Annotated in this window: 23 protein-coding genes; 13 read left to right on the top strand and 10 right to left on the bottom strand. The window is 65.4% G+C overall.

The window, feature by feature from the left end; translation table 11 throughout:
- Window positions 1–95 precede the first annotated feature (95 nt).
- The 8 genes from hisB (at window position 96) to QO207_RS07460 (ending at window position 5,360) form a co-directional block, all read left to right on the top strand.
- A complete protein-coding gene (gene hisB, locus QO207_RS07495; RefSeq protein ID WP_015479330.1) occupies window positions 96–689 on the top strand; it encodes an imidazoleglycerol-phosphate dehydratase HisB in 594 nt (197 codons plus the stop codon).
- Complete coding sequence (gene hisH / locus QO207_RS07490; protein ID WP_081515338.1) at window positions 689–1,327, top strand: imidazole glycerol phosphate synthase subunit HisH; 639 nt, start codon at window positions 689–691, stop codon at window positions 1,325–1,327. Before hisB ends, hisH begins: the two co-directional genes overlap by 1 nt.
- A gap of 3 nt (window positions 1,328–1,330) precedes the next feature.
- Window positions 1,331–1,591, top strand: a complete 261-nt coding sequence (locus QO207_RS07485; protein WP_045215778.1) for a DUF2164 domain-containing protein — start codon at window positions 1,331–1,333, stop codon at window positions 1,589–1,591.
- Window positions 1,592–1,631: 40 nt separating this feature from the next.
- Window positions 1,632–2,369 (top strand): 1-(5-phosphoribosyl)-5-[(5-phosphoribosylamino)methylideneamino]imidazole-4-carboxamide isomerase, encoded by a 738-nt coding sequence (gene hisA / locus QO207_RS07480; RefSeq protein ID WP_301531852.1) that lies wholly within the window; start codon window positions 1,632–1,634, stop codon window positions 2,367–2,369.
- Window positions 2,370–2,376: 7 nt separating this feature from the next.
- Window positions 2,377–2,673: a chorismate mutase gene (locus QO207_RS07475; RefSeq protein WP_301531851.1), complete on the top strand. Its 297-nt coding sequence runs from the start codon at window positions 2,377–2,379 to the stop codon at window positions 2,671–2,673.
- A gap of 20 nt (window positions 2,674–2,693) precedes the next feature.
- Complete coding sequence (gene hisF, locus QO207_RS07470; protein WP_081515340.1) at window positions 2,694–3,464, top strand: imidazole glycerol phosphate synthase subunit HisF; 771 nt, start codon at window positions 2,694–2,696, stop codon at window positions 3,462–3,464.
- 229 nt (window positions 3,465–3,693) lie between these two features.
- Window positions 3,694–4,452 carry an ABC transporter substrate-binding protein gene (locus QO207_RS07465; RefSeq protein WP_301531850.1) on the top strand — a complete coding sequence of 253 codons (759 nt, stop codon included), beginning with the start codon at window positions 3,694–3,696 and terminating at the stop codon, window positions 4,450–4,452.
- A 152-nt stretch (window positions 4,453–4,604) separates the two neighbouring features.
- A complete protein-coding gene (locus QO207_RS07460; protein WP_301531849.1) occupies window positions 4,605–5,360 on the top strand; it encodes an ABC transporter substrate-binding protein in 756 nt (251 codons plus the stop codon).
- 202 nt (window positions 5,361–5,562) lie between these two features.
- On the opposite strand, the gene QO207_RS07455 is transcribed toward QO207_RS07460, so the two are convergent.
- The 4 genes from QO207_RS07455 to gpmI all read right to left on the bottom strand — a co-directional run bounded on the left by QO207_RS07455 (window position 5,563) and on the right by gpmI (window position 10,651).
- Entirely contained in the window at window positions 5,563–6,345 is a 783-nt protein-coding gene (locus QO207_RS07455; RefSeq protein ID WP_301531848.1) for a divergent polysaccharide deacetylase family protein, read from the bottom strand.
- A gap of 3 nt (window positions 6,346–6,348) precedes the next feature.
- A complete protein-coding gene (locus QO207_RS07450) occupies window positions 6,349–7,659 on the bottom strand; it encodes a S41 family peptidase (protein ID WP_301531847.1) in 1,311 nt (436 codons plus the stop codon).
- Between the two features lie 27 nt (window positions 7,660–7,686).
- Complete coding sequence (locus QO207_RS07445) at window positions 7,687–8,976, bottom strand: murein hydrolase activator EnvC (protein ID WP_301531846.1); 1,290 nt, start codon at window positions 8,974–8,976, stop codon at window positions 7,687–7,689.
- A 139-nt stretch (window positions 8,977–9,115) separates the two neighbouring features.
- Window positions 9,116–10,651, bottom strand: coding sequence for a 2,3-bisphosphoglycerate-independent phosphoglycerate mutase (gpmI, locus tag QO207_RS07440; RefSeq protein WP_301531845.1), 1,536 nt, complete (start codon window positions 10,649–10,651; stop codon window positions 9,116–9,118).
- Between the two features lie 146 nt (window positions 10,652–10,797).
- On the opposite strand from gpmI, the gene QO207_RS07435 reads away from it, so the two are divergent.
- The 3 genes from QO207_RS07435 to secB are packed head-to-tail and all read left to right on the top strand — an operon-like array spanning window position 10,798 to window position 11,996.
- On the top strand, window positions 10,798–11,220 hold the full coding sequence (locus tag QO207_RS07435) for a rhodanese-like domain-containing protein (RefSeq protein ID WP_301531844.1): 423 nt from the start codon (window positions 10,798–10,800) through the stop codon (window positions 11,218–11,220).
- A 1-nt stretch (window position 11,221) separates the two neighbouring features.
- Window positions 11,222–11,476: a glutaredoxin 3 gene (gene grxC, locus QO207_RS07430; RefSeq protein WP_301531843.1), complete on the top strand. Its 255-nt coding sequence runs from the start codon at window positions 11,222–11,224 to the stop codon at window positions 11,474–11,476.
- Window positions 11,477–11,513: 37 nt separating this feature from the next.
- A complete protein-coding gene (secB, locus tag QO207_RS07425; RefSeq protein ID WP_024762250.1) occupies window positions 11,514–11,996 on the top strand; it encodes a protein-export chaperone SecB in 483 nt (160 codons plus the stop codon).
- A 661-nt stretch (window positions 11,997–12,657) separates the two neighbouring features.
- On the opposite strand, the gene QO207_RS07420 is transcribed toward secB, so the two are convergent.
- Window positions 12,658–13,056, bottom strand: coding sequence for a hypothetical protein (locus QO207_RS07420; RefSeq protein ID WP_301531842.1), 399 nt, complete (start codon window positions 13,054–13,056; stop codon window positions 12,658–12,660).
- A gap of 52 nt (window positions 13,057–13,108) precedes the next feature.
- On the opposite strand from QO207_RS07420, the gene trmL reads away from it, so the two are divergent.
- Window positions 13,109–13,570 carry a tRNA (uridine(34)/cytosine(34)/5-carboxymethylaminomethyluridine(34)-2'-O)-methyltransferase TrmL gene (trmL, locus tag QO207_RS07415; RefSeq protein WP_301531841.1) on the top strand — a complete coding sequence of 154 codons (462 nt, stop codon included), beginning with the start codon at window positions 13,109–13,111 and terminating at the stop codon, window positions 13,568–13,570.
- Window positions 13,571–14,086: 516 nt separating this feature from the next.
- On the opposite strand, the gene ntrC is transcribed toward trmL, so the two are convergent.
- The 4 genes from ntrC to QO207_RS07395 all read right to left on the bottom strand — a co-directional run bounded on the left by ntrC (window position 14,087) and on the right by QO207_RS07395 (window position 17,942).
- The gene (gene ntrC, locus QO207_RS07410; RefSeq protein ID WP_301531840.1) at window positions 14,087–15,517 is read right to left on the bottom strand and encodes a two-component system response regulator NtrC; all 1,431 of its coding nucleotides are present in this window, start codon (window positions 15,515–15,517) and stop codon (window positions 14,087–14,089) included.
- 2 nt (window positions 15,518–15,519) lie between these two features.
- Complete coding sequence (gene glnL / locus QO207_RS07405; RefSeq protein WP_301531839.1) at window positions 15,520–16,596, bottom strand: nitrogen regulation protein NR(II); 1,077 nt, start codon at window positions 16,594–16,596, stop codon at window positions 15,520–15,522.
- 207 nt (window positions 16,597–16,803) lie between these two features.
- The gene (locus QO207_RS07400; RefSeq protein WP_301531838.1) at window positions 16,804–17,391 is read right to left on the bottom strand and encodes a DUF4124 domain-containing protein; all 588 of its coding nucleotides are present in this window, start codon (window positions 17,389–17,391) and stop codon (window positions 16,804–16,806) included.
- A gap of 2 nt (window positions 17,392–17,393) precedes the next feature.
- Window positions 17,394–17,942 carry a DUF4124 domain-containing protein gene (locus QO207_RS07395; RefSeq protein ID WP_301531837.1) on the bottom strand — a complete coding sequence of 183 codons (549 nt, stop codon included), beginning with the start codon at window positions 17,940–17,942 and terminating at the stop codon, window positions 17,394–17,396.
- Window positions 17,943–18,173: 231 nt separating this feature from the next.
- Between QO207_RS07395 and QO207_RS07390 the strand changes: the two genes are divergently transcribed.
- Complete coding sequence (locus QO207_RS07390) at window positions 18,174–20,345, top strand: mechanosensitive ion channel family protein (RefSeq protein ID WP_301532074.1); 2,172 nt, start codon at window positions 18,174–18,176, stop codon at window positions 20,343–20,345.
- Between the two features lie 185 nt (window positions 20,346–20,530).
- On the opposite strand, the gene glnA is transcribed toward QO207_RS07390, so the two are convergent.
- Entirely contained in the window at window positions 20,531–21,940 is a 1,410-nt protein-coding gene (gene glnA / locus QO207_RS07385) for a glutamate--ammonia ligase (protein ID WP_301531836.1), read from the bottom strand.
- Window positions 21,941–22,107 lie beyond the last annotated feature (167 nt).

The following is a 22,107-nucleotide window of genomic DNA, read 5'->3' as shown; positions in this document are numbered from 1 at the left end:
AGCGCCGACCACCGCCCATAGCCGTGCAGCGCCCGGCACGCCTATAATGCCGCCCCTTCTTATAATTACGTGCAGTGTTAGCTGTGGAGCTGGTGATGGCCGAACGCAAGGCATCCGTCGCGCGCGACACCCTGGAAACCCAGATCAAGGTTTCCATCGACCTGGATGGAACGGGCAAGGCCCGCTTCGATACCGGGGTTCCCTTCCTCGAGCACATGATGGACCAGATCGCCCGCCACGGCCTGATCGACCTGGACATCGAGTGCAAGGGCGACCTGCATATCGACGACCACCATACCGTCGAAGACATCGGCATCACCCTCGGCCAGGCCTTCGCCAAGGCCATCGGCGACAAGAAGGGCATCCGCCGCTACGGCCATGCCTACGTGCCGCTGGACGAGGCGCTGTCGCGCGTGGTCATCGACTTCTCCGGCCGTCCCGGCCTGCAGATGCACGTGCCGTTCACCCGCGCCAGCGTCGGTGGCTTCGATGTCGACCTGTTCATGGAGTTCTTCCAGGGCTTCGTGAACCACGCCAACGTCACCCTGCACATCGACAACCTGCGTGGGCACAACACCCACCACCAGATCGAGACCGTGTTCAAGGCCTTCGGCCGCGCACTGCGCATGGCCATCGAGCTGGACGAGCGCATGGCCGGCCAGATGCCGTCCACCAAAGGGTGCCTGTAATGCAGACCGTTGCCGTCATCGACTACGGCATGGGCAACCTGCACTCGGTGTCCAAGGCGCTGGAGCGCGTGGGTGCCGGGCGTGTGCTGGTGACCAGCGACGCCAACGTGATCCGCGAGGCGGACCGCGTGGTGTTCCCCGGCGTCGGTGCGATCCGCGACTGCATGGCCGAGATCAAGCGCCTGGGCTTCGACAGCCTGGTGCGTGAAGTCAGCCAGGACCGCCCGTTCCTCGGCATCTGCGTCGGCATGCAGGCGCTGCTGGAGCGCAGCGAGGAGAACGACGGTGTCGACTGCATCGGCCTGTTCCCCGGCCAGGTGCGCTTCTTCGGCAAGGACCTGCACGAGGACGGCGAGCACCTGAAGGTGCCGCACATGGGCTGGAACGAAGTGGCGCAGAGTGTGGATCACCCGCTGTGGCACGACATCCCGGACCGCGCGCGCTTCTACTTCGTGCACAGCTATTACATCCAGGCCGGTAACCCGCGCCAGGTGGTCGGTCGCGGTCATTACGGCGTCGATTTCGCCGCTGCGCTGGCCGACGGCTCGCGCTTCGCCGTGCAGTTCCACCCGGAGAAGAGCCATACCCATGGCCTGCAGCTGCTGCAGAACTTCGCCGCCTGGGACGGGCGCTGGTAAGCCATGGCCCGCCAGAAGGACAAGCCGGCGATCCTCGAACTCGACGGCGCCCAGCGCCAGAGCGCGGCGCGGGCGATCCAGCGTTTCCTCGAAGACCGCTTCGAGCTGGATGTCGGTTCCTTCGAGGCCGAAGAGGCGCTGGACTTCTTCCTGCGCGAGTTCGGCCCGCTGTTCTACAACAAGGCGATCTTCGACGTGCAATCTCACCTGAAAGACCGGTTCGAGAGCATCGAAAGCGACTTGTGGGCGCTCGAGAAGAGCTGACCCGACCCCATTCATCTTTGGATTCGAGCAGGTTCAACCCATGCTGATCATCCCCGCAATCGATCTGAAAGACGGCGCCTGCGTGCGCCTGCGCCAGGGCCTGATGGAAGACGCCACCGTCTTCTCCGACGACCCGGTGTCCATGGCCGCCAAGTGGGTGGAGGGTGGCTGCCGCCGCCTGCATCTGGTGGACCTGAACGGCGCCTTCGAAGGCAAGCCGGTCAACGGTGAGGTGGTCACCGCCATCGCCAAGCGCTACCCGACCCTGCCGATCCAGATCGGCGGCGGCATCCGCTCGCTGGAAACCATCGAGCACTACGTCGGCGCCGGCGTCAGCTACGTGATCATCGGCACCAAGGCGGTCAAGCAGCCGGAATTCGTCGCCGAAGCGTGCAAGGCATTCCCGGGCAAGGTGATCGTTGGCCTCGACGCCAAAGACGGCTTCGTCGCCACCGACGGCTGGGCGGAAGTGAGCTCGGTGCAGGTCATCGACCTGGCCAAGCGCTTCGAAGCCGATGGCGTCTCGGCGATCGTCTACACCGATATCGCGAAGGACGGCATGATGCAGGGCTGCAACGTCGAAGCCACCGCTGCCCTGGCCAACGCCACGCGCATCCCGGTGATCGCTTCGGGCGGCATCCACAACCTGGGTGACATCCAGAAGCTGCTGGACGCCCGCACCCCGGGCATCGTCGGTGCCATCACCGGCCGCGCGATCTACGAAGGCACGCTGGATGTCGCCGAAGCACAGGCGCTGTGCGACAGCTTCAAAGGCTGAGTCGACCATGATCGAGTGCGGCTCCATCGAGCAGGTGCGCGAACAGATCGATTCGCTTGATCAGCGCATCGTTCAACTGCTGGCCGAGCGCGGCGGTTACGTCCGACAGGCCGCGCGCTTCAAGAAGGACAGCGACGCAGTGCGCGCTCCCCAGCGGGTGGAACAGGTCATCGCCAAGGTCACTGCCCTTGCGCGGGAGTCCGGCGCGCCGGTCGAGGTGGTCGAACAGGTTTATCGCGCAATGATCGCGGCATTCATCCAGGCAGAGCTGGCCGAGCACGCCAGTCTCAACCCGCCTGCCTGACGAAGAACCCGGAGAGAAACATGGCACTGGCTAAACGCATCATTCCCTGCCTCGACGTGGACAACGGCCGCGTGGTGAAGGGCGTCAAGTTCGAGAACATCCGCGACGCCGGTGACCCGGTGGAAATCGCCCGTCGCTACGACGAGCAGGGTGCGGACGAGATTACCTTCCTCGACATCACCGCCAGCGTCGATGGCCGCGACACCACCCTGCATACCGTCGAGCGCATGGCCAGCCAGGTGTTCATCCCGCTGACCGTGGGCGGCGGTGTCAGGACGGTGCAGGACATTCGCAACCTGCTCAACGCCGGTGCGGACAAGGTCTCGATCAACACCGCCGCGGTGTTCACCCCGGAGTTCGTCGGCGAAGCCGCCGCGCGCTTCGGCTCGCAGTGCATCGTCGTCGCCATCGACGCCAAGAAAGTGTCGGCCCCCGGTGAAGCCCCGCGCTGGGAGATCTTCACCCACGGCGGCCGCAAGCCCACCGGGCTGGATGCGGTCGAATGGGCGAAGAAGATGGAAGGCCTGGGCGCCGGTGAAATCCTCCTGACCAGCATGGACCAGGACGGCGTCAAGAGCGGCTACGACCTCGGCGTGACCCGCGCCATCAGCGAGGCGGTGGGCGTGCCGGTGATCGCCTCCGGCGGCGTCGGCAACCTGGAGCACCTGGCCGCCGGCATCATCGAAGGCAAGGCCGACGCGGTCCTCGCGGCGAGCATCTTCCACTTCGGCGAGTACAGCGTGCCGGAGGCCAAGGCCTACCTGGCCAGCCGCGGCATCGTCGTGCGCTGAACCCTTCCGGGCCGGGGTTCTCCCGGCCCGTTGGCTCGCTTTCGAGCCGTCCTGCTGCTGCGGCCGGTGGTCGCATTCCCCTCCTGCGCACGAAGCTTGCTAGCCGAAGGCTCCAGTCAAGGTAGTGGCGGTTTCATGTCCCATCGCCATATTCATAGGGTTTATTGGCGTCAATTCTCCGAGTAAGCTCTGCGCCTTCTCAGAAATGTCATACGCAGGAAATATCTCGATGCTGAAGCGCATTCTGCTCGCATGGCTAGGCTGCGGCCTGCTTCTGGCCAGCGCGGCAAGGGCTGAAACGGATTCTTCGGACTACAGCGTGGTGCTGCTCACCGAGAACTTCCCTCCCTACAACATGGCCATCAACGGCAAGAACTTCGCCCAGGAAGACAGCATCGACGGCATCGCCGTGGATATCGTCAAGGAGATGTTCAAGCGTGCCGGCGTGCAGTACAGCCTGACCCTGCGTTTCCCCTGGGACCGCATCTACAAGCTGGCGCTGGAGAAGCCCGGCTACGGCGTGTTCGTCACTGCGCGGCTGCCCGAGCGCGAGCAGCAGTTCAAGTGGGTCGGCCCGATCGGCCCGGACGACTGGGTCCTGCTGGCCAAGGCCGACAGCCCGATCACCCTGAACAACCTCGATGAAGCGAAGAAGTACCGCGTTGGCGCCTACAAGGGCGACGCCATGGCCCAGTACCTGGGCGAGCACGGCTTCGAGCCGGTGCTGGCGCTGCGCGACCAGGAGAATGCCGCCAAGCTGCGCGACGGTCAGATCGACCTGTGGGCCAGCGGTGACCCGGCGGGCCGCTACCTGGCCAAGCAGGTCGGCGTCACCGGCCTGAAGACCGTGCTGCGTTTCAACAGCGACCAGCTGTTCCTCGCCCTCAATCGCGAGACCCCGGACGCCGTGGTGCAGAAGCTGCAGGCAGCGCTGGACAAGATGCGCGCCGAAGGTTTCGTCGACGACGTGCTCAACAGTTACCTGTAACAACCGAAGGCCGGCCACTCGCCGGCCTTCGCGTTTGGCGCCGACATCCCTCGGCGCCGGTTTTGCCACGGAAGGCAGACGAGCGAAGTATTCCGTCCCCCCTGCAGGGATGCCGCAAGCCCAATAACGATAACCAAGCGAGCGGTATGACCATGCTGAAAGTCCTGAACAAGGCCCTTACCCTGGGCCTGCTGTTGGGGGCCGCCACGGCCCACGCCGAGTTGCCCGTCGATTACAAGATGGTGCTGCTCACCGAGAATTTCCCGCCCTTCAACATGGCGGTCGACGACAAGAACTTCGCCCGCGACGAGGGCATCGACGGTATCAGCACCGATATCGTCCGCGAGATGTTCAAGCGCGCCAACATCCAGTACAGCCTGAGCCTGCGCTTCCCCTGGGATCGCCTGTACAAGCTGACCCTCGACAAGCCCGACTACGGGCTGTTCTCCACCACCTACACGCCCGAACGCGTGCCGCTGTTCAAGTGGGTCGGGCCAATCGCCAAGACCAGCTGGGTGCTGCTGGCGCCGCCGGGCAGCACGATCAAGGTGAAGGACCTCAAGGACGCCGCCAAGTACAAGCTCGGCGCCTACAAGAATGACGCCGTCAGCCAGAACCTGGAGAGCCAGGGCATCCCGGTGCTCAACGCGCTGCGCGACCAGGAAAACGTGAAGAAGCTGACCACCGGCGAGATCGACCTGTGGGCCACCACCGACCCGGTAGGGCGCTACTTGGCCAAGCAGGAAGGTGTGTCCGGCCTGCAGACCGTGCTGCGCTTCAACGAGGCGCAGCTGTACCTGGCGATCAACAAGGACACGCCGGACGAGGTGGTGGCGAAGTTGCAGAAGGCGCTGGATGAAATGCGCGCCGATGGCTTTGTCGAGCAGGCGACCAATAATTATTTGTAAGCATCGGATGCTCAGTCTTGCCGGCTGACGACGATGCCGCGCCTCGCTCCGATATGCCCCCTCTCCCTTCAGGGAGAGGGTTGGGGAGAGGGTCTAGCAGGTAGCTCCGGCGTTAAGGGTTGCCCTCTCCCCCCGCCCTCTCCCTGAAGGGAGAGGGAGCTATTCGTGCAAGCCCCAAGTTTCGCACCCGCCGGCAGCTGAATCAGCGGTAAATCCCGTTCTGCCCATGCCCCGCCATGGCGCGGTTGCCGCGCTGGGCGATCATCAGCGAGGGTTTCACCAGCTCGAAGCCCTGGGCCTTGAGGGTCGGCAGCACACGCTTGAGCACCGCCAGGGTTGCCGGTTTCGGATGGCCGATCATCACCACCGTGCCCTGCTTGCGCGCCAGCTTCAGGGCGCGCTGCATCTGCTCCATCACTGCGGACTCGCTGGGGTCGTCGTCGAGGAACACATCCCGCGACAGGCTGGCGAGGCCGATCTTCTGCGCCTCGGCGGCGGCCACGGTGGCAGCGCTGGTGCGGCTGTCGAGGAGGAACAGGTGGCGGCGCTGCAGTGCCGCGGCGAGCCAGGCCATGGCCGGGCGGTCGGCAGTCATGCGGCTGCCTTCGTGGTTGTTCACGCCCTGCACGAAGGGCACCTGCGCCAGGGCGGCGTCGAGGCGGCGGGCGCGTTCATCCTGGGTCAGTTCCGGGGTCCAGGCGTAGTCACCGCCGGCCGGGTCCATCGGCATGTGCAGCATGACGGTGCGCCCGCGTTTATGCGCTTCGCGCGCCAGGTCGGCGGCGTGGGGCGTGCCGGGGATGATCGCCAGGGCGATGGCGGGGGAGATGTCCATCACCTGGCGGTCGCGCGCCAGGTTCTGGCCGAGGTCGTCGATGACGATGCTGACCAGCGGCCTGCTGCTGTCCGGCCGCGGCGCGGCGGCCGCCGGCTGGCACAGCAGCGCGCCCAGGCACAGGCCGAGAAGCAGCCGGGCCAGGCGCATCGGTCAGTTGTTGCCGCGGCTGACGTTGAGTCCTTTCAACAGGCTGAGGGCTTGGCTGAGCTGGTAGTCGCCATCCTGCGGGCGATCCACCGGCGGCTTGCCGGCGGTGGTCGGCCGATCCTGGCCGCCGTTGCCGTTGGCCAGGTGGCCCTGCAGGTCGGCTTCCTTGAAGCCGTCGAACTCGCTCTGTTCGCGGGTCACCTTGGCGCGTTCCACCTCGATGTCCGGGGTGATGCCCTGGGCCTGGATGGAGCGGCCGTTGGGGGTGTAGTACAGCGCGGTGGTGAGCTTCAGGGCGCGGTCGTTGTTCAGCGGCAGCACGGTCTGCACCGAGCCCTTGCCGAAGCTGTCGGTGCCCATGAGGATCGCGCGCTTCTGGTCCTGCAGGGCGCCAGCGACGATTTCTGCCGCCGAGGCGCTGCCGCCGTTGATCAGCACCACCAGCGGTACGCCGTCGCTCGGGTCGGCCGGGTCGGCGGAGAAGCGCAGCTCGGAGTTGGGGATGCGGCCCTTGGTGTAGACGATCAGGCCCTTGGTGAGGAAGGCGTCGGCCACTTCCACCGCCGACTGCAGCACGCCGCCGGGGTTGTTGCGCAGGTCGAGTACCACGCCCTTGAGCTTGCCTTTGTTGTCATTGCGCAGCTTGGCCAGCGCCTTGACGGTTTCCTCGCCGGTGTTGACCTGGAACTGGGTGATGCGCAGGTAGCCGAAGCCCGGTTCGAGCAGCTGGCTCTTGACGCTCTTGACCTTGATGATGGCGCGCTTGAGGGTGACGTCGAACGGCTTGCCGCCGCCGCGCACGATGGTCAGGGTGATCGGCGCGCCGGCCTTGCCGCGCATGCTGTCSACCGCCTCGTTCATCGACTGGCCCTTGGTCGGCTTGCCGTCGATCTTCACGATCAGGTCGCCGGGCTGGATGCCGGCGCTGGCTGCCGGGGTGTCGTCGATCGGCGAGATCACCTTGACGAAGCCATCCTCGCTGCCCACTTCGATGCCCAGGCCGCCGAACTCGCCGCTGGTGCTTTCCTGCAGCTCGGCGAACTCTTCCGGGCCGAGGTAGGCGGAGTGCGGATCGAGGTTGCTGAGCATGCCCTTGATGGCGTTTTCCAGCAGGGTCTTATCGTCCACCGGCTCGACGTACGCGGCCTTCACCCGGTCCAGGACTTCGGCGAAGGTGCGCAGCTCATCGAGCGGCAGCGGAGCCTCCTTGCCGTTGGTCGCCGGCGCCGCCGCGGGTGCGTCGGCGGCATGAACCGCGCCAGCGCCGAGCAGCAAGGCCAGGGCCAGGGTTGTGAGACGGAAAGCTTGCGACATGTTTGGCTCCTAATGCGTGTTCGCCGCTTATCCCTGCGTGCGACACCAGGTCGAAGGGTCCGCCGGGCGGCCCTGATGGCGAATGGCAAAATACACCGCCGGGGTACTCTGCCCCCCGCTGGCTCCCACGGTTGCAATGGGATCGCCCGCTTTGACGGTATCGCCGGCGTCCTTCAGAAGACTCTGATTATGCCCATAAAGGCTGAGGTAGCCACCACCGTGGTCGAGAATGACCAGCAGGCCGGCGCCGCGCAGCCAGTCGGCGAATACCACGCGGCCGCCATGCACGGCGCGCACAGTGCTGCCAGCGTTGGCACCGATCAGTACGCCGTCCCAGGTGGCGCGGGGGTCGTCGCCGCGCGGGCTGCCGAAGCGCGCCAGCACGCGGCCGTCCACCGGCCAGGGCAGCTTGCCTTTGGCGGCGCTGAAGGCACCACCGAAGCCGGCGCCGCTGGTGACCAGCGGGCCGCTGTAGTCGGGGCGCTTGGAGGGGGTGGCGGGTTTCTCGCCGCGTTCGGCCAGTTCACGCTCGCGCTTGGCCCGCTCGCGTTCGGCGGCCAGGGCGCGCTGGCGTGCCTCTTCGGCCTCGCGGGCCTGACGGGCGAGGGTTTCCTCGATGGTCTTGAGGACCTTGTTGAGGTCTTCCTGGCTCTGCTCGCGGTTCTTCAGCTTGCTGCCGCTGTCCTTCAGGTCGCTGTTGAGCTTGGCCAGGGTCTCCTGGCGCGCTTTGCGAGCTTCGGCCAGTTCCTGGCGACGGGCTTCCAGGGCGTTCTGCTGCGCGACCTGATCTTCTTTCTGCGAGTTGATTTCCTGCTCGACGTTGCTCAGCTGGCGCAGGGTCTCGTTGAATGCTGAGAGTTGTTCCAGCCGAGCCTTGTTGATGTAGTCGTAGTAGGTGAGGGTGCGGCTGAACTTCTCGGGGTGTTCCTGGTTCAGCAGCAGCTTGAGGTATTCCTCGCGGCCGCTCTGGTAGGCGGCGCGGGCCTGGATGGCGATCAGGCGCTGCTGCTCAAGGCGTGCGCCCTGGAGTTTTTTTTTCTCCGAATCGAGGCGCTGCAGCTCGTCCTCGTTCTTCTTCATGTCGTCCTGGATCTGCTTGATCTGCTTTTCCAGGTCGCCCATCTGGGTCTCGGTGGACTTGAGCTGCTTCTGCACCCCGGACTTCTCGTCCTGGATGTTCTTCAGATTCTTCTTCAGCTCAGTGATGTCTTTCTGCGTCTGCTCCAGCTGACGCTGGGTGTCGGCGCGTTCGTCGGCAACGGCCGCGAGCGGGCTCAGGAGGCAGATCAGCAGCAGCGGGAGGAGGGCGCGGGGCATTGGGCGGCGGGCACCTGGATTCTGGACCGGGCTAGTATGCCCGTGGCGGGCGCTAAAAAGAACGCCCCAGGCCGCATGGCATGGGGCGTTTGCTCTGACCGGCGGGAGCTGGCTCACGTTCCCGCCATTTCTTCACCCATTAAAGCAGGGTGACGATGGACTTGCCGGTCATTTCCTTCGGCTGTTCCAGACCCATCAGATTCAGCAGGGTCGGGGCCACGTCGGCGAGCACGCCGCCCTCGCGGATGCTCAGCTTGCGCTTGCCGACATAGACGAACGGCACCGGCTCGCAGGTGTGTGCGGTGTGCGCCTGGCCGGTCATGGCGTCTTCCATCTGCTCGACGTTGCCGTGGTCGGCGGTGATCAGCGCTTCGCCGCCGACCTTGTCCAGCGCCTCGACGATCCGACCGACGCAGGTATCCAGGCACTCGACGGCTTTCACCGCGGCATCGAAGACGCCGGTGTGGCCGACCATGTCGCCGTTGGCGTAGTTGACGATGATCACGTCGAAGCGCTGGTGCTCGATGGCATCGACGATCCTGTCGGTGACTTCCGGCGCGCTCATTTCCGGCTGCAGGTCATAGGTGGCGACCTTGGGCGAAGGGATGAGGATGCGTTCTTCGCCTTCGAACGGCTCTTCGCGGCCGCCGGAGAAGAAGAAGGTCACGTGGGCGTATTTCTCGGTTTCGGCGATGCGCAGCTGGGTCTTGCCGTTCTTGGCCAGGTACTCGCCGAGGACGTTGTCCAGGGATTCGGGCTTGAACGCGCTGGGCGCCGGGATGCTGGCCGCGTATTGGGTCAGCATCACGTACTGCGCCAGATGCAGCTCGCGCTGGCGCGGGAATTCCTTGAAGCCCGGCTCGACGAAGGCGCGCGACAGTTCGCGGGCGCGGTCGGCGCGGAAGTTCATGAAGACCACGGCGTCGCCGTCTTCCACGCGCACCTGCGCACCGATGCGGGTGGCCTTGACGAATTCGTCGCTCTCGCCGCGCTCATAGGCGGCATTCAGCGCGGCCACGGCGTTGTCGGCGGTGTATTCGGCGGTGCCGTCGGTGATCAGGTTGTAGGCGGCTTCGACGCGGTCCCAGCGGTTGTCGCGGTCCATGGCGAAGTAGCGGCCGATGATGCTGGCGGTGCGGCCCTTGCCGATGCGGGCGAAGGCGTCGTCGAGCAGCTTCAGCGACGGCTCGGCGCTTTTCGGCGGGGTGTCGCGGCCGTCGAGGAAGGCGTGCAGGTAGATGTTCTCGGCACCACGCTGGGCGGCCAGTTCGGCCATGGCGACCAGGTGGTCCTGGTGGCTATGCACGCCGCCATCGGAAAGCAGGCCGAGGATGTGCACGGCCTTGCCGGCTTTCGCTGCCTTGTCCACGGCGCCGGTCAGCACCGGGTTCTGGAAGAAGTCGCCGTCGCGGATCGATTTGGTGACGCGGGTGAAGTCCTGGTAGACGACGCGACCAGCCCCCAGGTTCATGTGACCGACCTCGGAGTTGCCCATCTGGCCGTCGGGCAGGCCGACGTCCATGCCGGAGCCGGAGATCAGGCCGTGGGGCTGGCTGGCCAGCAGGCGGTCCCAATTGGGCTTCTTCGCCGCGTAGATGGCGTTGTATTCCGGGCTCTCGCTATGGCCGAAGCCGTCCAGAATGATCAGGACCAGCGGTTTGGGCGTTGCAGTCATAGTTACGGCTCTTTCCGAGAATAGGGGTCAGAAAAGGACCCACATTTTAACGGTTGGTGCCGACAGACGCCATGATTGGCAGGGTACAGCCGTCAGATACGCGCGTGTATACTGGCCGGCATTTTTACGTCTGGATGTCCTGCGCCATGCCTTCGTTTCTTCCTCGTCTGATCGAATTCGCGACTCATCACTACCTGCTGGTGGGTGCCCTGGTCATCCTGCTGGTGCTGCTGGCCCTGCACGAAATGCGCAAGGGCGGCCGTGCGCTGTCCACCCGCGAGCTGACCGCCATGGTCAACGCCGACCAGGCCGTGGTGCTGGATATCCGCCCGACCAAGGAATTCGCCGCCGGCCACATCGTCGATGCGCTGAACATCCCGGCCGACAAACTGAACGCCCGCATGAGCGAGCTGGACAAACACAAGGCCAAGACCATCATCGTGGTCGATGGCATGGGCCAGCACTCGGGCACCTGGTGCAGCGTCCTGCAGAAGGCCGGCTACACCGCCGCCAAGCTCTCCGGTGGCATCGGCAGCTGGCGTGGCGACAACCTGCCCCTGGTGAAGTGAGATGCCGTCGGTCTTGATCTACACCAGTGCGTGGTGCCCTTATTGCATCCGCGCCAAGGCCCTGCTGGACAAGAAGGGAGTCGCCTACGAGGAGATTTCCGTGGACGGCAAGCCTGGCATTCGCTCCGAGATGGCCAGCAAGGCGGGCCGCACCTCGGTGCCGCAGATCTGGATCGACTCCACCCACATCGGCGGCTGCGACGATCTTTACGCGCTGGAACGCGCGGGCAAGCTGGATACGCTGCTGACGGCGTGATCCTCACACTTAAAACGATGCACAAGAAGGTCCCGAAATGACTGAACAAGCCAGCAACGGCGCAGCCGAGCAAGACAACAACCCGCAGTTCTCGCTGCAGCGCATCTACGTCCGCGACCTGTCCTTCGAGGCCCCCAAGGCCCCGGAAATCTTCCGCCAGGAGTGGCAGCCGGCCATCTCGATGGACCTCAACACCCGTCAGAAGCAGCTCGATGGCGACTTCTACGAAGTGGTCCTGACCGTCTCGGTCACCGTGAAGAACAACGAAGAAACCGCCTTCATCGTCGAAGTGCAGCAGGCCGGTATCTTCCTGATCAAGGGTCTGGACGCTTCCAGCATGAGCCACACCCTGGGCGCCTTCTGCCCGAACATCCTCTTCCCGTACGCCCGTGAAACCCTGGACAGCCTGGTTGTCCGTGGTTCCTTCCCGGCGCTGATGCTGTCCCCGGTGAACTTCGATGCGCTGTACGCGCAGGAAATCGCCCGCATGCAGGCATCCGGCGAGATTCCGGCCCAGTAATCACTGACGCCGAACGAGAAAGGCGCCTTCGGGCGCCTTTTTCTTTGCCTGGCGTTTGCTGCCGATGGGCGTAGGAGCGGACTTCGTCCGCGATGGCATCCGGCGCGCTGCGAACCTATCGCGGACAGAGTCCGCTCCTACGCGGCGTTCAAGTTTGGTGCGTGCGCACTAGCAGCGCGCATGGAGCGGCGTGAGGGAAGGGCTCTGGAATGGCCGGGCCAGACGCCGGCGTGCGCTGCTCCGAGCGCCTGTGGATATCCCGCAAGGCCGCTGGATACGGGGCTTTCAGCTCGTCCGAGAGTGACTTGAGAGCGGGGCGCAATGCCTTGCGGGCAATCTTGGCACGCCCTCTGCAATACCCCTGATAACAGCGATTTCAGGGGCCTCGGTACAGGCAGGCTGGGGAACCCCTCTTTTACAAATGGCGAGTGTGCCGCCCGAAGGGGTGGCCGTCGCAGCCGGTTCGGGGGTCCTGGTACAGGCAGGCCGGGAAAGCCCCCTTTTTATGCCCGCAGGCGCGCCACGGCGCACTGTGCACCCGTTAGGGGTCCTGGTACAGGCAGGCCGGGTAAACCCCTCTTTTATGCCCGCGATCCTCCATTCGGAGGGTTCGCTTCCCGCTTCGGGGCCCCGGACCAGGCAGGCCGGGAAAACCCCGCTGTTATTCGGGCCGCGCGCTGATGCTCAGGCGCCACCGGCCCCCGACCTCGGCGCTGTCCCAGGTGCCCTGCAGGCGCCGGGTCGACAGCAGTGTCAGCAGAACCCCGCGCTCCCCTGGCTCCAGCTTCCAGCGTACTGGTGCATCGCCGATGCGTATCTGGCCTTGCCGGGCCTGGCCGATGGCATCGATCTGCACCGCCAGGGCGCCTTCCAGATGGCCGGCGCGCACGGCCGGCTGCGCATCCAGGGTCAGTACCAACCCATCTGCCGAAGGCTCTACGCTGAGTATCTGCGGCGGCCCCTCGTGCGGCGGATTGACCAGGCGGCCGAGCATCAGGCCCACCAGCAGGCCAAGCACGACCAGCGAGACCCATACCTTCAGCCACGGCCTGGGCCGCATTTGCTCCTTGGCGGGGGTAGAATGCCCGCCGTTCTCAGGCTCGGAGCGCTGCATGTTCCACGTAATCCTTTTTCAACCGGAAATCCCCCCCAACACCGGCAACATTATCAGGCTGTGCGCCAATGCGGGCTGCAGCCTGCACCTGATCGAGCCGCTGGGCTTCGAGCTGGACGACAAGCGCCTGCGCCGCGCCGGGCTGGATTACCACGAGTACGCCAGCGTGCGCCGCTACGCGAGCCTGGAAGAGTGCCTGGAGCAACTCGGCCAGCCGCGCCTGTTCGCCTTCACCACCAAGGGTTCGCAGCCGTTCCACGAAGTGGCCTACGAGCGCGGTGACGCCTTCCTGTTCGGCCCGGAAAGCCGTGGCCTGCCGGAAGAGGTGCGTGACGCCCTGCCGCTGGAGCGGCGCGTGCGCCTGCCGATGCGCCCTGGCTGCCGCAGCCTGAACCTGTCCAACACGGTCGCCGTGACTGTTTACGAAGCCTGGCGCCAGCACGGCTTTGCCATGGATTGAGCGTTTTCTGATCGATCCGCGCAAACCCGCGCCGGGCGGGGAGCGCAGCGGCTTGCCCCAAGCTTATCCACAGGCGGGCGCACAGTGGATGTGGGCAAGCTGGAATTTCCTGCACAGAAACCATGCAAACCGCCAGACCGCGCGTGCTCTGGGCTGTAGCACGTTCCTTCCCCGTGCCGTGCACAGGGTTATCCACAGGTTCTGGGGATGGATATTGCGGGCTTGTGAAGGCAGCGCTGGTACATGGCTGCTCCCGTAGGAGCGGACCTTGTCCGCGAAATCCATCGCACAGGCTTCGATGCCGCAGGGGATACCTGCGCCGTGGCGGCCGATCGCGGACAGAGTCCGCTCCTACGCTCGGGTCAGACGTAGGAGCGGACTCTGTCCGCGATGGTTCAGCTCGGCACCGTGCCATGGATAAAGCAACGCAGGGCGCATAACGCCCCCGGCGTTATCCGCCAACCCGAGGTTCGGAATAAAAAAGGGGCCTCGCGGCCCCTTTGTCATGGCAGGACCTCAGTCCTCGCCATCCTCGTCCGGGCCGTCGATCTTCATGCCCAGTTCCTTGATCTTGCGGGTCAGGGTATTGCGGCCCCAGCCCAGCAGCACGGCGGCATCGCGACGGCGGCCGGCGGTGTGCTTGAGCGCGGTCTCGATCATGATCCGCTCGAAGGCCGGCACGGCGGTGTCCAGCAGGCTGGACTGGCCGCGGCCCAGTGCCTGGTCGGCCCAGTGGCGCAGGGCCTGTTCCCAGTTGGCGGCGGGCAGGCTGTCCTGCGGCTGGGCCATCAGTTCCGGCGGCAGGTCGTCGATGTGCACCTCGCGGCCGGACGCCATGACGGTGATCCAGCGACAGGTGTTCTCCAGCTGCCGCACGTTGCCCGGCCAGCCGAGGTGCTTGAGGTACTCCTCGGTCTCCGGCTTGAGCAGCTTGGGCTCCACCGCCAGCTCCTGGGCGGCGCGGGAGAGGAAGTGCCGGGCCAGCGCCGGGATGTCCTCGCGGCGGTCGGCCAGGCGTGGGATGTGCACGCGGATGACGTTCAGGCGGTGGAACAGGTCCTCGCGGAACTTGCCCTCGCGCACCAGGTTTTCCAGGTTCTGGTGCGTGGCGGCGATGATCCGCACGTCCACCTTCACCGGGGTGTGGCCGCCGACGCGGTAGAACTCGCCGTCCGCCAGCACGCGCAGCAGGCGGGTCTGGGTGTCAGCCGGCATGTCGCCGATCTCGTCGAGGAACAGCGAGCCGCCGTCGGCCTGCTCGAAGCGGCCGCGACGCTGGTTGGCCGCGCCGGTGAAGGCGCCTTTCTCATGGCCGAACAGCTCCGACTCCATCAGGTCCTTCGGAATCGCCGCCATGTTCAGCGCGATGAACGGCGAGGCCGCGCGCGGGCTGTGGCGGTGCAGGGCGTGGGCGACCAGCTCTTTACCAGTACCCGATTCGCCGTTGATCAGCACGGTGATGTTGGAGTGGGAAAGACGGCCGATGGCGCGGAACACCTCCTGCATCGCCGGCGCTTCGCCGATGATCTCCGGGGTGCGCGTCTGGTTGGCCGGCGCCTCCAGGCCCTGCTGTTCCTGGGCGTGCTGGTTGGCGCGCTTGACCAGGGAGACGGCCTCGTCGACATCGAACGGCTTGGGCAGGTACTCGAAGGCGCCGCCCTGGTAGGAGGCCACGGCGCTGTCCAGGTCCGAATGCGCGGTCATGATGATCACCGGCAGGCGCGGGTGCACCTCGCGGATCTGCGCCAGCAGGTCCAGGCCACTGGCGCCGGGCATGCGGATGTCGGAGATGATCACGTCCGGCTGCTGCCGGCCCAGCCGGCTCATCACGCTGTCGGCGCTGTCGAAGCTGACGGTGGTCATGCCTTCCTGCTGCAGGGCCTTTTCCAGCACCCAGCGGATGGAGCGGTCGTCGTCGACGATCCAGACGGTCTCTGATCGGCTCATGGTCAATGGACTCCTTGTTCCAGGGGCAGGAACAGACTGAATACGGTGTGGCCCGGATGGCTGTCGCATTCGATCAAGCCCTGGTGCTGGCTGATGATGTTCTGGGTGATGGCGAGGCCCAGGCCGGTGCCATCGGCGCGGCCGCTGACCATGGGATAGAAGATGGTGTCCTGCAGTTCAGCCGGGATGCCGGGGCCGTTGTCGATGATCTCCACCTTGCACACCAGGCGATGGCGCGTGTGGCCGATGGTGAACTGGCGCAGGGTGCGGGTGCGCAGGGTGATGCGGCCCAGCTTGAGTTCGTTCTGCGCGGAGATCGCCTGCATGGCGTTGCGCACGATGTTGAGCACCGCCTGGATCATCTGCTCGCGGTCGATCAGCAGGTCGGGGATGCTCGGGTCGTAGTCGCGTACCAGCGGTATGGTGCCCTGGGTTTCGGCCTCCACCAGGCTGCAGACGCGCTCCAGCACCTCGTGGACATTGGTCACCGCCAGCTGCGGCAGCTTGTTCGAGCCGAGCATGCGGTCCACCAGGTTCCGCAGGCGGTCGGCCTCTTCGATGATGACGTTGGTGTAGTCCTTGAGCGACTCCTCCGGCAGCTCGCGGGACAGCAGCTGCGCCGCGCCGCGAATGCCGCCCAGCGGGTTCTTGATCTCGTGGGCCAGGCCGCGTACCAGCAACTTGGTGGTTTCCTGCTTGGACAGCTGCGCCTCTTCCTTGGTGATCCGCAGCAGGCGGTCACGCGGGTGGACTTCCAGCAGCAGCAGGGTGTCGCGGCGGTCGAGGATCGGCGTCACCGCGTAGTCCACGGTGATGGTCTGGCCGGTCAGCGAGGTCAGGGTCGCTTCGCGCTTGGTGAAGGGGTGTGCCTCTTCCACCGCCTGGCGCAGTGACTGCAGCGCCTCGGACGACTCGGTGAACAGCTCGCTGATGAACTGCCCGTGGCTGCGCTGGCCGCTGACCGCCAGGAGCATTTCCGCTGCCGGGTTCATGTACTCCAGGCGCAGCTCGGCATTGAGCAGGATCACCGCCGTGGTGAGGTTGTCGAGCAACAGGCGGAGCTGGGTTTCTGTAGGCATGGTGTAAGAGATGTCCCAAGACTGTGCGGGAAAATGCAAAAAACAAACCAGGCCCTGAAAAGACGCGTATTTCGCGGCGTCGCGCTGATTTGCGGTGCGCAGGCGGCCGATTCGGGTCAAGGGAGTGACCCGAAATGGGGAGAGTATAGAAAGTGGTGCAGGATCATGCACCAGAGTGGTGCATAGGTGCGAGGTGCTGCGCCGCCCCTATCGGGTGGCGGCGCTCAGTAGCGGGGTGGCGTCGCGAGAGGTCTGTTCGGCCACCGACACGCGGAACATGTGGAACGGCTGGTTGGGCGTCTGTTCGAGGGTGCGGCCGAGGGTGTCGATGATCTCCACCGACAGCTGATGGGTGCCGCGGTCGATGTTGTTCAGCGGGAACACCGGGCTGCGGCCGGGCTGGCCGACCGGCTTGCCGTCCAGCAGCAGGCGGTACAGGTGGCCGGGCTGCAGCGCCGGCTCGCTAGTGACCGAGACGATCAGCGCGCCATCGTTGGCGCGCACCGTGGTGTCAGGCTCGGGCACGATGATCCGCAGCAACTGGTAGGCCGGCGGGCCAGCCGGCAGTGGCGGGGTGGCCGGGGCGTAGAGCGGCGGCGGCATGTGCACGCCGTGGGACTTCTGCGGATCGTTGCGCGGCGTCATGTCGAGCTTCTGCGCGTTGCCGCGCGGCGGCTGGTCGGTGAAGACGCGATTGCCGTCCTTGTCGATGTAGGTGTAGACCTCGGCGCTGGCTGGCAGGCAGACCACCAGCGACAGCAGCGCCGACAACAGGAGTGTCACCCGATGGCGCATCGTCAGCCGCCCGTCCTGGGTTGTACCTTGGGCCGTTGCGGGCTGTTGGTGCTGATGCGCTGCAGGGTGAAGCTCACCGGCGAGCTGGCCTGGATCACCCGGCTGCCCTGCAGCACCTGGACGGCCAGGGTGTGCTCGCCGCGGTCGAGGTTCTGCATGGTGATGCTGGTGTCTCGCGCCGGGCTGCCGTAGGGCTGGCCATCGAGCAGCAACTGCAGCACGTGGTCAGGGGAGAGCGCCGGCTGCACCACGACGTCGACCTGCACGGTGCCGTTATTGACCCGCAGCGCCTCGTCATTGGGCAGGTTGCTCAGCGCCAGGATCGAATAGGCGCGTGCGCTCTGATCCTGGGTGCCAGTGGTGGCGGGTGCGGCGGCAGGCGCCTGGGTGCCGACGGTATTGGTCGGCGGCAGCTCTACCGGCGTGGCGCCGACGTTGGTCGGCGGCTGGTTGGTGAACACCGTCTTGCCGTTGGCGTCGGTGTACTTGTAGATCTGCGCGCTGGCTGGCAATGCGGCGGCGAGCAGCAGGGCGGTGAGGATCAGGCGCATGAAGGATCTCCGGATGGACTTGCCAAGCCTTGCACTGCCGACGGCAGCTGGCAAGTTGCCTATTGTCTTTCAGCAGGGCGCGGCGCGTTGTGCGCTGCTGCTCGCCAACGGACCTTTCCCGGGCGGAGCAGGTCCGAGCGTGGCGCGCGTCTGTATGATGCGAGCTTGCGTGATTGTCCATCGTTCCGGGGTGTGCCTGTGATTCTGATTCGTTACCTGCTCCGTCAGTGGCTGTTGCTGTGCTGTCTCGGGCTCGGCCTGGGCATTGCCGGCCCCGCGCTGGCCGCGCTTCCCGGCCCGCTGGCCGGAGTGACGGGCAGCAGTGGTGACGCGAAGGTCAGCGACGCCCAGCTGGAGCAGTCGCTGAACCAGGTGATCAAGACCCTGGAGAACGACCAGCAGCGCGCCGACCTGCTGAAGAAGCTCAAGCAGCTGCGCGATGCGACGAAGAAGAGTTCGGACGACCAGGGCGGTGTGCTCGGCCTGATAGGCGATACCCTGGGCAGCCTGGAGAAGCAGTTCGAAGGCGCCAACAGCCCGCTGGTGCGCTGGTCCGACCTGTTCCAGGGCGCCGGCTACGAGCTGGACGCACGCACCCCGTCACTGGCCGAGTGGCCCGGCATGATCCTCGACTTTGCCCTGGTGCTGCTGCTCTGGGCTTGCGTCGCCCTCGGCCTGCGCTGGGTTGCCGGGCGCATGCGCAAGCGCTTCGGCCTGGAAGACGAGCTGCCGCAACACCCCAAGACCCGCGACCTGATGCTGTTCGCCCTGCGCAAGCTCGGCCCCTGGCTGGTGGCCTTCCTGATCACCGTCTACCTCTCGGTGGTGCTGCCCAGCTCGCTGGGCAAGCTGGTGGCCATGGTCATCGCCTACACCCTGGTGTGCGGCACGCTGTTCTCCGCGCTGTGCGTGATCTCCCTGTCGCTGCTCAGCGGCCCGCACCGCATGCGTGCGCTGGATATCCTGCGCCGACGCGCCTTCCGCCCGCTGTGGCTGATCGGCAGCCTGGCCGCCGCCGGCGAGGTGATGCACGACCCGCGCGTCATCGAGAGCCTGGGGCAGAACATCTCGCTGTTCGTCGGCTCCGTGGCGAACATCTGCGCGGCACTGCTCACCGCACTGTTCGTCCTGCAGTTCCGCCGGCCCATCGCCCACCTGATCCGCAACCAGCCGCTGGAACGCCGCCTCAAGCGCCGCGGCCTGAGCGACCTGGTCGAGCTGATCGGCTCGATCTGGTTCCTGCCGGTGCTGGTGCTGGTGTGCATCTCGCTGTTCGCCACCATAGTCACCGCCGGCGACAGCAGCTACGCGCTGCGCCGGGCGCTGGTCTGCGCCGTGGTGGCGGTAGTGGCGATGACCGTCAACGGCCTGATCCGCCGCGCCCATCAGCGCTCGACCCGGCGCGGCGCACGCCGCCACGCTCCCTACATCGAGCAGTTGCAGAGCTTCGGCTACACCCTGCTGCACATCGTCAACCTGCTGTTCTTCCTGGAGATCGGCCTGCGCGTCTGGGGCATGTCGCTGGTGCGCTTCGCCGAGGGCGACGGCTCGCAGATCAGCCTCAAGATCTTCAGCTTCGGCACCACCCTGCTGGTCGCCTGGCTGGTCTGGATCCTCACCGACACCGCCGTGCAGCACAGCCTCGGGCTGGGTGGCAAGAAGAGCGCCAACGCCCGCGCGCTGACCATGCTGCCGCTGATCCGCAACGTGCTGTTCGTCACCATCGCGGTGATCGCGCTGATCGTCGCCCTGGCCAACATGGGCATGAACGTCACCCCGCTGCTCGCCGGTGCCGGTGTCATCGGCCTGGCCATCGGCTTCGGTGCACAGTCGCTGGTGGCGGACCTGATCACCGGCCTGTTCATCATCATCGAGGACTCGCTGTCCATCGACGACTACGTCGACGTCGGCGGCCACCTTGGCACGGTCGAGGGCCTGACCATCCGCACCGTGCGCCTGCGCGACCTGGACGGAGTGGTGCACACCATCCCGTTCAGCGAGATCAAGAGCATCAAGAACTACTCGCGGCAGTTCGGCTACGCCATGTTCCGCTGGCCGGTGCCGGCGAGCATGCCGATCGACGATGCGCTGGCGCTGGTCAAGGAAGTTTCCGGCGAGCTGCGCGGCGACCGCACCATCAACCGCGCCATCTGGTCGCCGCTGGAAATCCAGGGCATCGAAAGCTTCGATGCCGGCCAGGCGATCCTGCGCTTCCGCTTCAAGACCGCACCGATCCGCCAGTGGGAAGTGCAGCGCGCCTTCAACCTGCGCCTGCGGCAGAAGCTCGACAAGGCCGGCATGGAATTGTCGATGCCGCGCCTCAACGTCCAGCTTTCGCGTACGCGCAGATCGCGCCGCGAAGATGACGAGGAACAGGGCGAGCCGGCGGACGGCGGGATCTGATCCCGCCTCGCAGAGTTGCTCTTCGTTATAAGCGCGCAAGCGCGCTCCTGCAGTGACGCCGCACTGACCGGTAGGAGCGCGCATGGCGTGCTCCCATCAAAAGCCTCTTTCCGCTTTTCCAAGCCCATAAAAAAGGCCTCCCGAAGGAGGCCTTAATGCTGACGCTATTTATAGGTATTCGTGGATCAGACGCTGTAGTACAGGTCGTATTCCAGCGGGTGCACGAAGGTGCGCACCTTGATTTCTTCTTCCGACTTCAGCTCCAGGTAGGCATCGATGAAGTCGTCGGTGAACACGCCGCCCTTGGTCAGGAACGCACGGCCCTTGTCGAGTTCTTCCAGTGCCTCTTTCAGGCTGCCGCAAACCTGCGGAATTTCCTTCGCCTCTTCCGGCGGCAGGTCGTACAGGTTCTTGTCGGCAGCATCGCCGGGGTGAATCTTGTTCTGGATGCCGTCCAGGCCGGCCATCAGCAGGGCGGCGAAGCACAGGTAGGGGTTGGCAGCCGGGTCCGGGAAGCGCGCTTCGATGCGGCGGGCTTTCGGGCTGGAGACGTACGGAATACGGATCGAGGCGGAACGGTTGCGAGCCGAGTAGGCCAGCATGACCGGGGCTTCGAAGCCCGGAACCAGACGCTTGTAGGAGTTGGTAGCCGGGTTGGTGAAGCCGTTCAGGGCTTTACCGTGCTTGATGATGCCGCCGATGAAGTACAGGGCGGTATCGGACAGGCCGGCATAGCCTTCGCCAGCGAAGGTGTTCTTGCCATCCTTGGAGATGGACATGTGCACGTGCATGCCCGAGCCGTTGTCGCCGTACAGCGGCTTCGGCATGAAGGTCACGGTCTTGCCGTAGGCGTCGGCAACGTTGTGCACGCAGTACTTCAGGGTCTGGACTTCGTCAGCCTTGGCAACGAGGGTGTTGAACTTCACACCGATCTCGTTCTGGCCAGCGGTGGCCACTTCGTGGTGGTGAACTTCCACGACCAGGCCCATTTCTTCCAGGGCGTTGCACATGGCGGTACGGATTTCGTGGTCGTGGTCGACCGGCGGTACCGGGAAGTAGCCGCCCTTGACGCCCGGACGGTGGCCTTTGTTGCCGGTCTCGATGTCAGCGTCGGTGTTCCAGGAAGCCTGCTCGGAGAAGATCTTGAACATCGAGCCGGAGATGTCGGACTTGAACTTCACTTCGTCGAAGATGAAGAACTCCGGCTCCGGGCCGACGAATACGGTGTCACCGATACCGGTGGACTTCAGGTATTCCTCGGCGCGCTTGGCGATGTTGCGCGGGTCGCGCTCGTAGCCTTGCATGGTGCTCGGCTCGATGACGTCGCAAACCAGGATCAGGGTCGGCTCTTCGGTGAACGGGTCGAGCACGGCGGTGCTGTCGTCCGGGAGCAGGATCATGTCGGAGGCTTCGATGCCCTTCCAGCCTTCGATGGAGGAGCCATCGAACATCTTGCCGGCTTCGAAGAATTCATCGTCCAGGGCGTCGCGAGCCGGCATGGTGACGTGCTGCTGCTTGCCTTTGGTATCGGTGAAGCGCAGGTCAACCCACTTCACGTCATGATCTTTGATCAGTTGTTGCGACTTGTACGACATGCTGTCCTCCAGGAGGGATTAGAGCTGGGAGCTTTCTATGCCCCAGTATCGGGTGATGCCGGCCGGCATAGTCGGCCAGGGCAACCTGCCTCACAAGAGAGCAAGTTGCGTGCCAGTGCCCGTATTTGGGCAGAAGCCCTGAAATCACGGGCTGTGGGCGCTGCTGC

Source organism: Pseudomonas sp. CAN1 (assembly GCF_030462585.1).
Taxonomy (GTDB): domain Bacteria; phylum Pseudomonadota; class Gammaproteobacteria; order Pseudomonadales; family Pseudomonadaceae; genus Pseudomonas.
The sequence above is the reverse complement of the archived record's forward strand: the minus strand, read 5'-3'. Positions and strand labels throughout refer to the sequence as shown.

Excerpts from the sequence above, each read along its gene's own strand:
- hisB (WP_015479330.1), top strand. The coding sequence starts at position 96 with ATGGCCGAACGCAAGGCATCCGTCGCGCGCGACACCCTGGAAACCCAG.
- hisH (WP_081515338.1), top strand. The coding sequence starts at position 689 with ATGCAGACCGTTGCCGTCATCGACTACGGCATGGGCAACCTGCACTCG.
- QO207_RS07485 (WP_045215778.1), top strand. The coding sequence starts at position 1,331 with ATGGCCCGCCAGAAGGACAAGCCGGCGATCCTCGAACTCGACGGCGCC.
- hisA (WP_301531852.1), top strand. The coding sequence starts at position 1,632 with ATGCTGATCATCCCCGCAATCGATCTGAAAGACGGCGCCTGCGTGCGC.
- QO207_RS07475 (WP_301531851.1), top strand. The coding sequence starts at position 2,377 with ATGATCGAGTGCGGCTCCATCGAGCAGGTGCGCGAACAGATCGATTCG.
- hisF (WP_081515340.1), top strand. The coding sequence starts at position 2,694 with ATGGCACTGGCTAAACGCATCATTCCCTGCCTCGACGTGGACAACGGC.
- QO207_RS07465 (WP_301531850.1), top strand. The coding sequence starts at position 3,694 with ATGCTGAAGCGCATTCTGCTCGCATGGCTAGGCTGCGGCCTGCTTCTG.
- QO207_RS07460 (WP_301531849.1), top strand. The coding sequence starts at position 4,605 with ATGCTGAAAGTCCTGAACAAGGCCCTTACCCTGGGCCTGCTGTTGGGG.
- QO207_RS07455 (WP_301531848.1), bottom strand. The coding sequence starts at position 6,345 with ATGCGCCTGGCCCGGCTGCTTCTCGGCCTGTGCCTGGGCGCGCTGCTG.
- QO207_RS07445 (WP_301531846.1), bottom strand. The coding sequence starts at position 8,976 with ATGCCCCGCGCCCTCCTCCCGCTGCTGCTGATCTGCCTCCTGAGCCCG.
- gpmI (WP_301531845.1), bottom strand. The coding sequence starts at position 10,651 with ATGACTGCAACGCCCAAACCGCTGGTCCTGATCATTCTGGACGGCTTC.
- QO207_RS07435 (WP_301531844.1), top strand. The coding sequence starts at position 10,798 with ATGCCTTCGTTTCTTCCTCGTCTGATCGAATTCGCGACTCATCACTAC.
- grxC (WP_301531843.1), top strand. The coding sequence starts at position 11,222 with ATGCCGTCGGTCTTGATCTACACCAGTGCGTGGTGCCCTTATTGCATC.
- secB (WP_024762250.1), top strand. The coding sequence starts at position 11,514 with ATGACTGAACAAGCCAGCAACGGCGCAGCCGAGCAAGACAACAACCCG.
- QO207_RS07420 (WP_301531842.1), bottom strand. The coding sequence starts at position 13,056 with ATGCGGCCCAGGCCGTGGCTGAAGGTATGGGTCTCGCTGGTCGTGCTT.
- trmL (WP_301531841.1), top strand. The coding sequence starts at position 13,109 with ATGTTCCACGTAATCCTTTTTCAACCGGAAATCCCCCCCAACACCGGC.
- ntrC (WP_301531840.1), bottom strand. The coding sequence starts at position 15,517 with ATGAGCCGATCAGAGACCGTCTGGATCGTCGACGACGACCGCTCCATC.
- glnL (WP_301531839.1), bottom strand. The coding sequence starts at position 16,596 with ATGCCTACAGAAACCCAGCTCCGCCTGTTGCTCGACAACCTCACCACG.
- QO207_RS07400 (WP_301531838.1), bottom strand. The coding sequence starts at position 17,391 with ATGCGCCATCGGGTGACACTCCTGTTGTCGGCGCTGCTGTCGCTGGTG.
- QO207_RS07395 (WP_301531837.1), bottom strand. The coding sequence starts at position 17,942 with ATGCGCCTGATCCTCACCGCCCTGCTGCTCGCCGCCGCATTGCCAGCC.
- glnA (WP_301531836.1), bottom strand. The coding sequence starts at position 21,940 with ATGTCGTACAAGTCGCAACAACTGATCAAAGATCATGACGTGAAGTGG.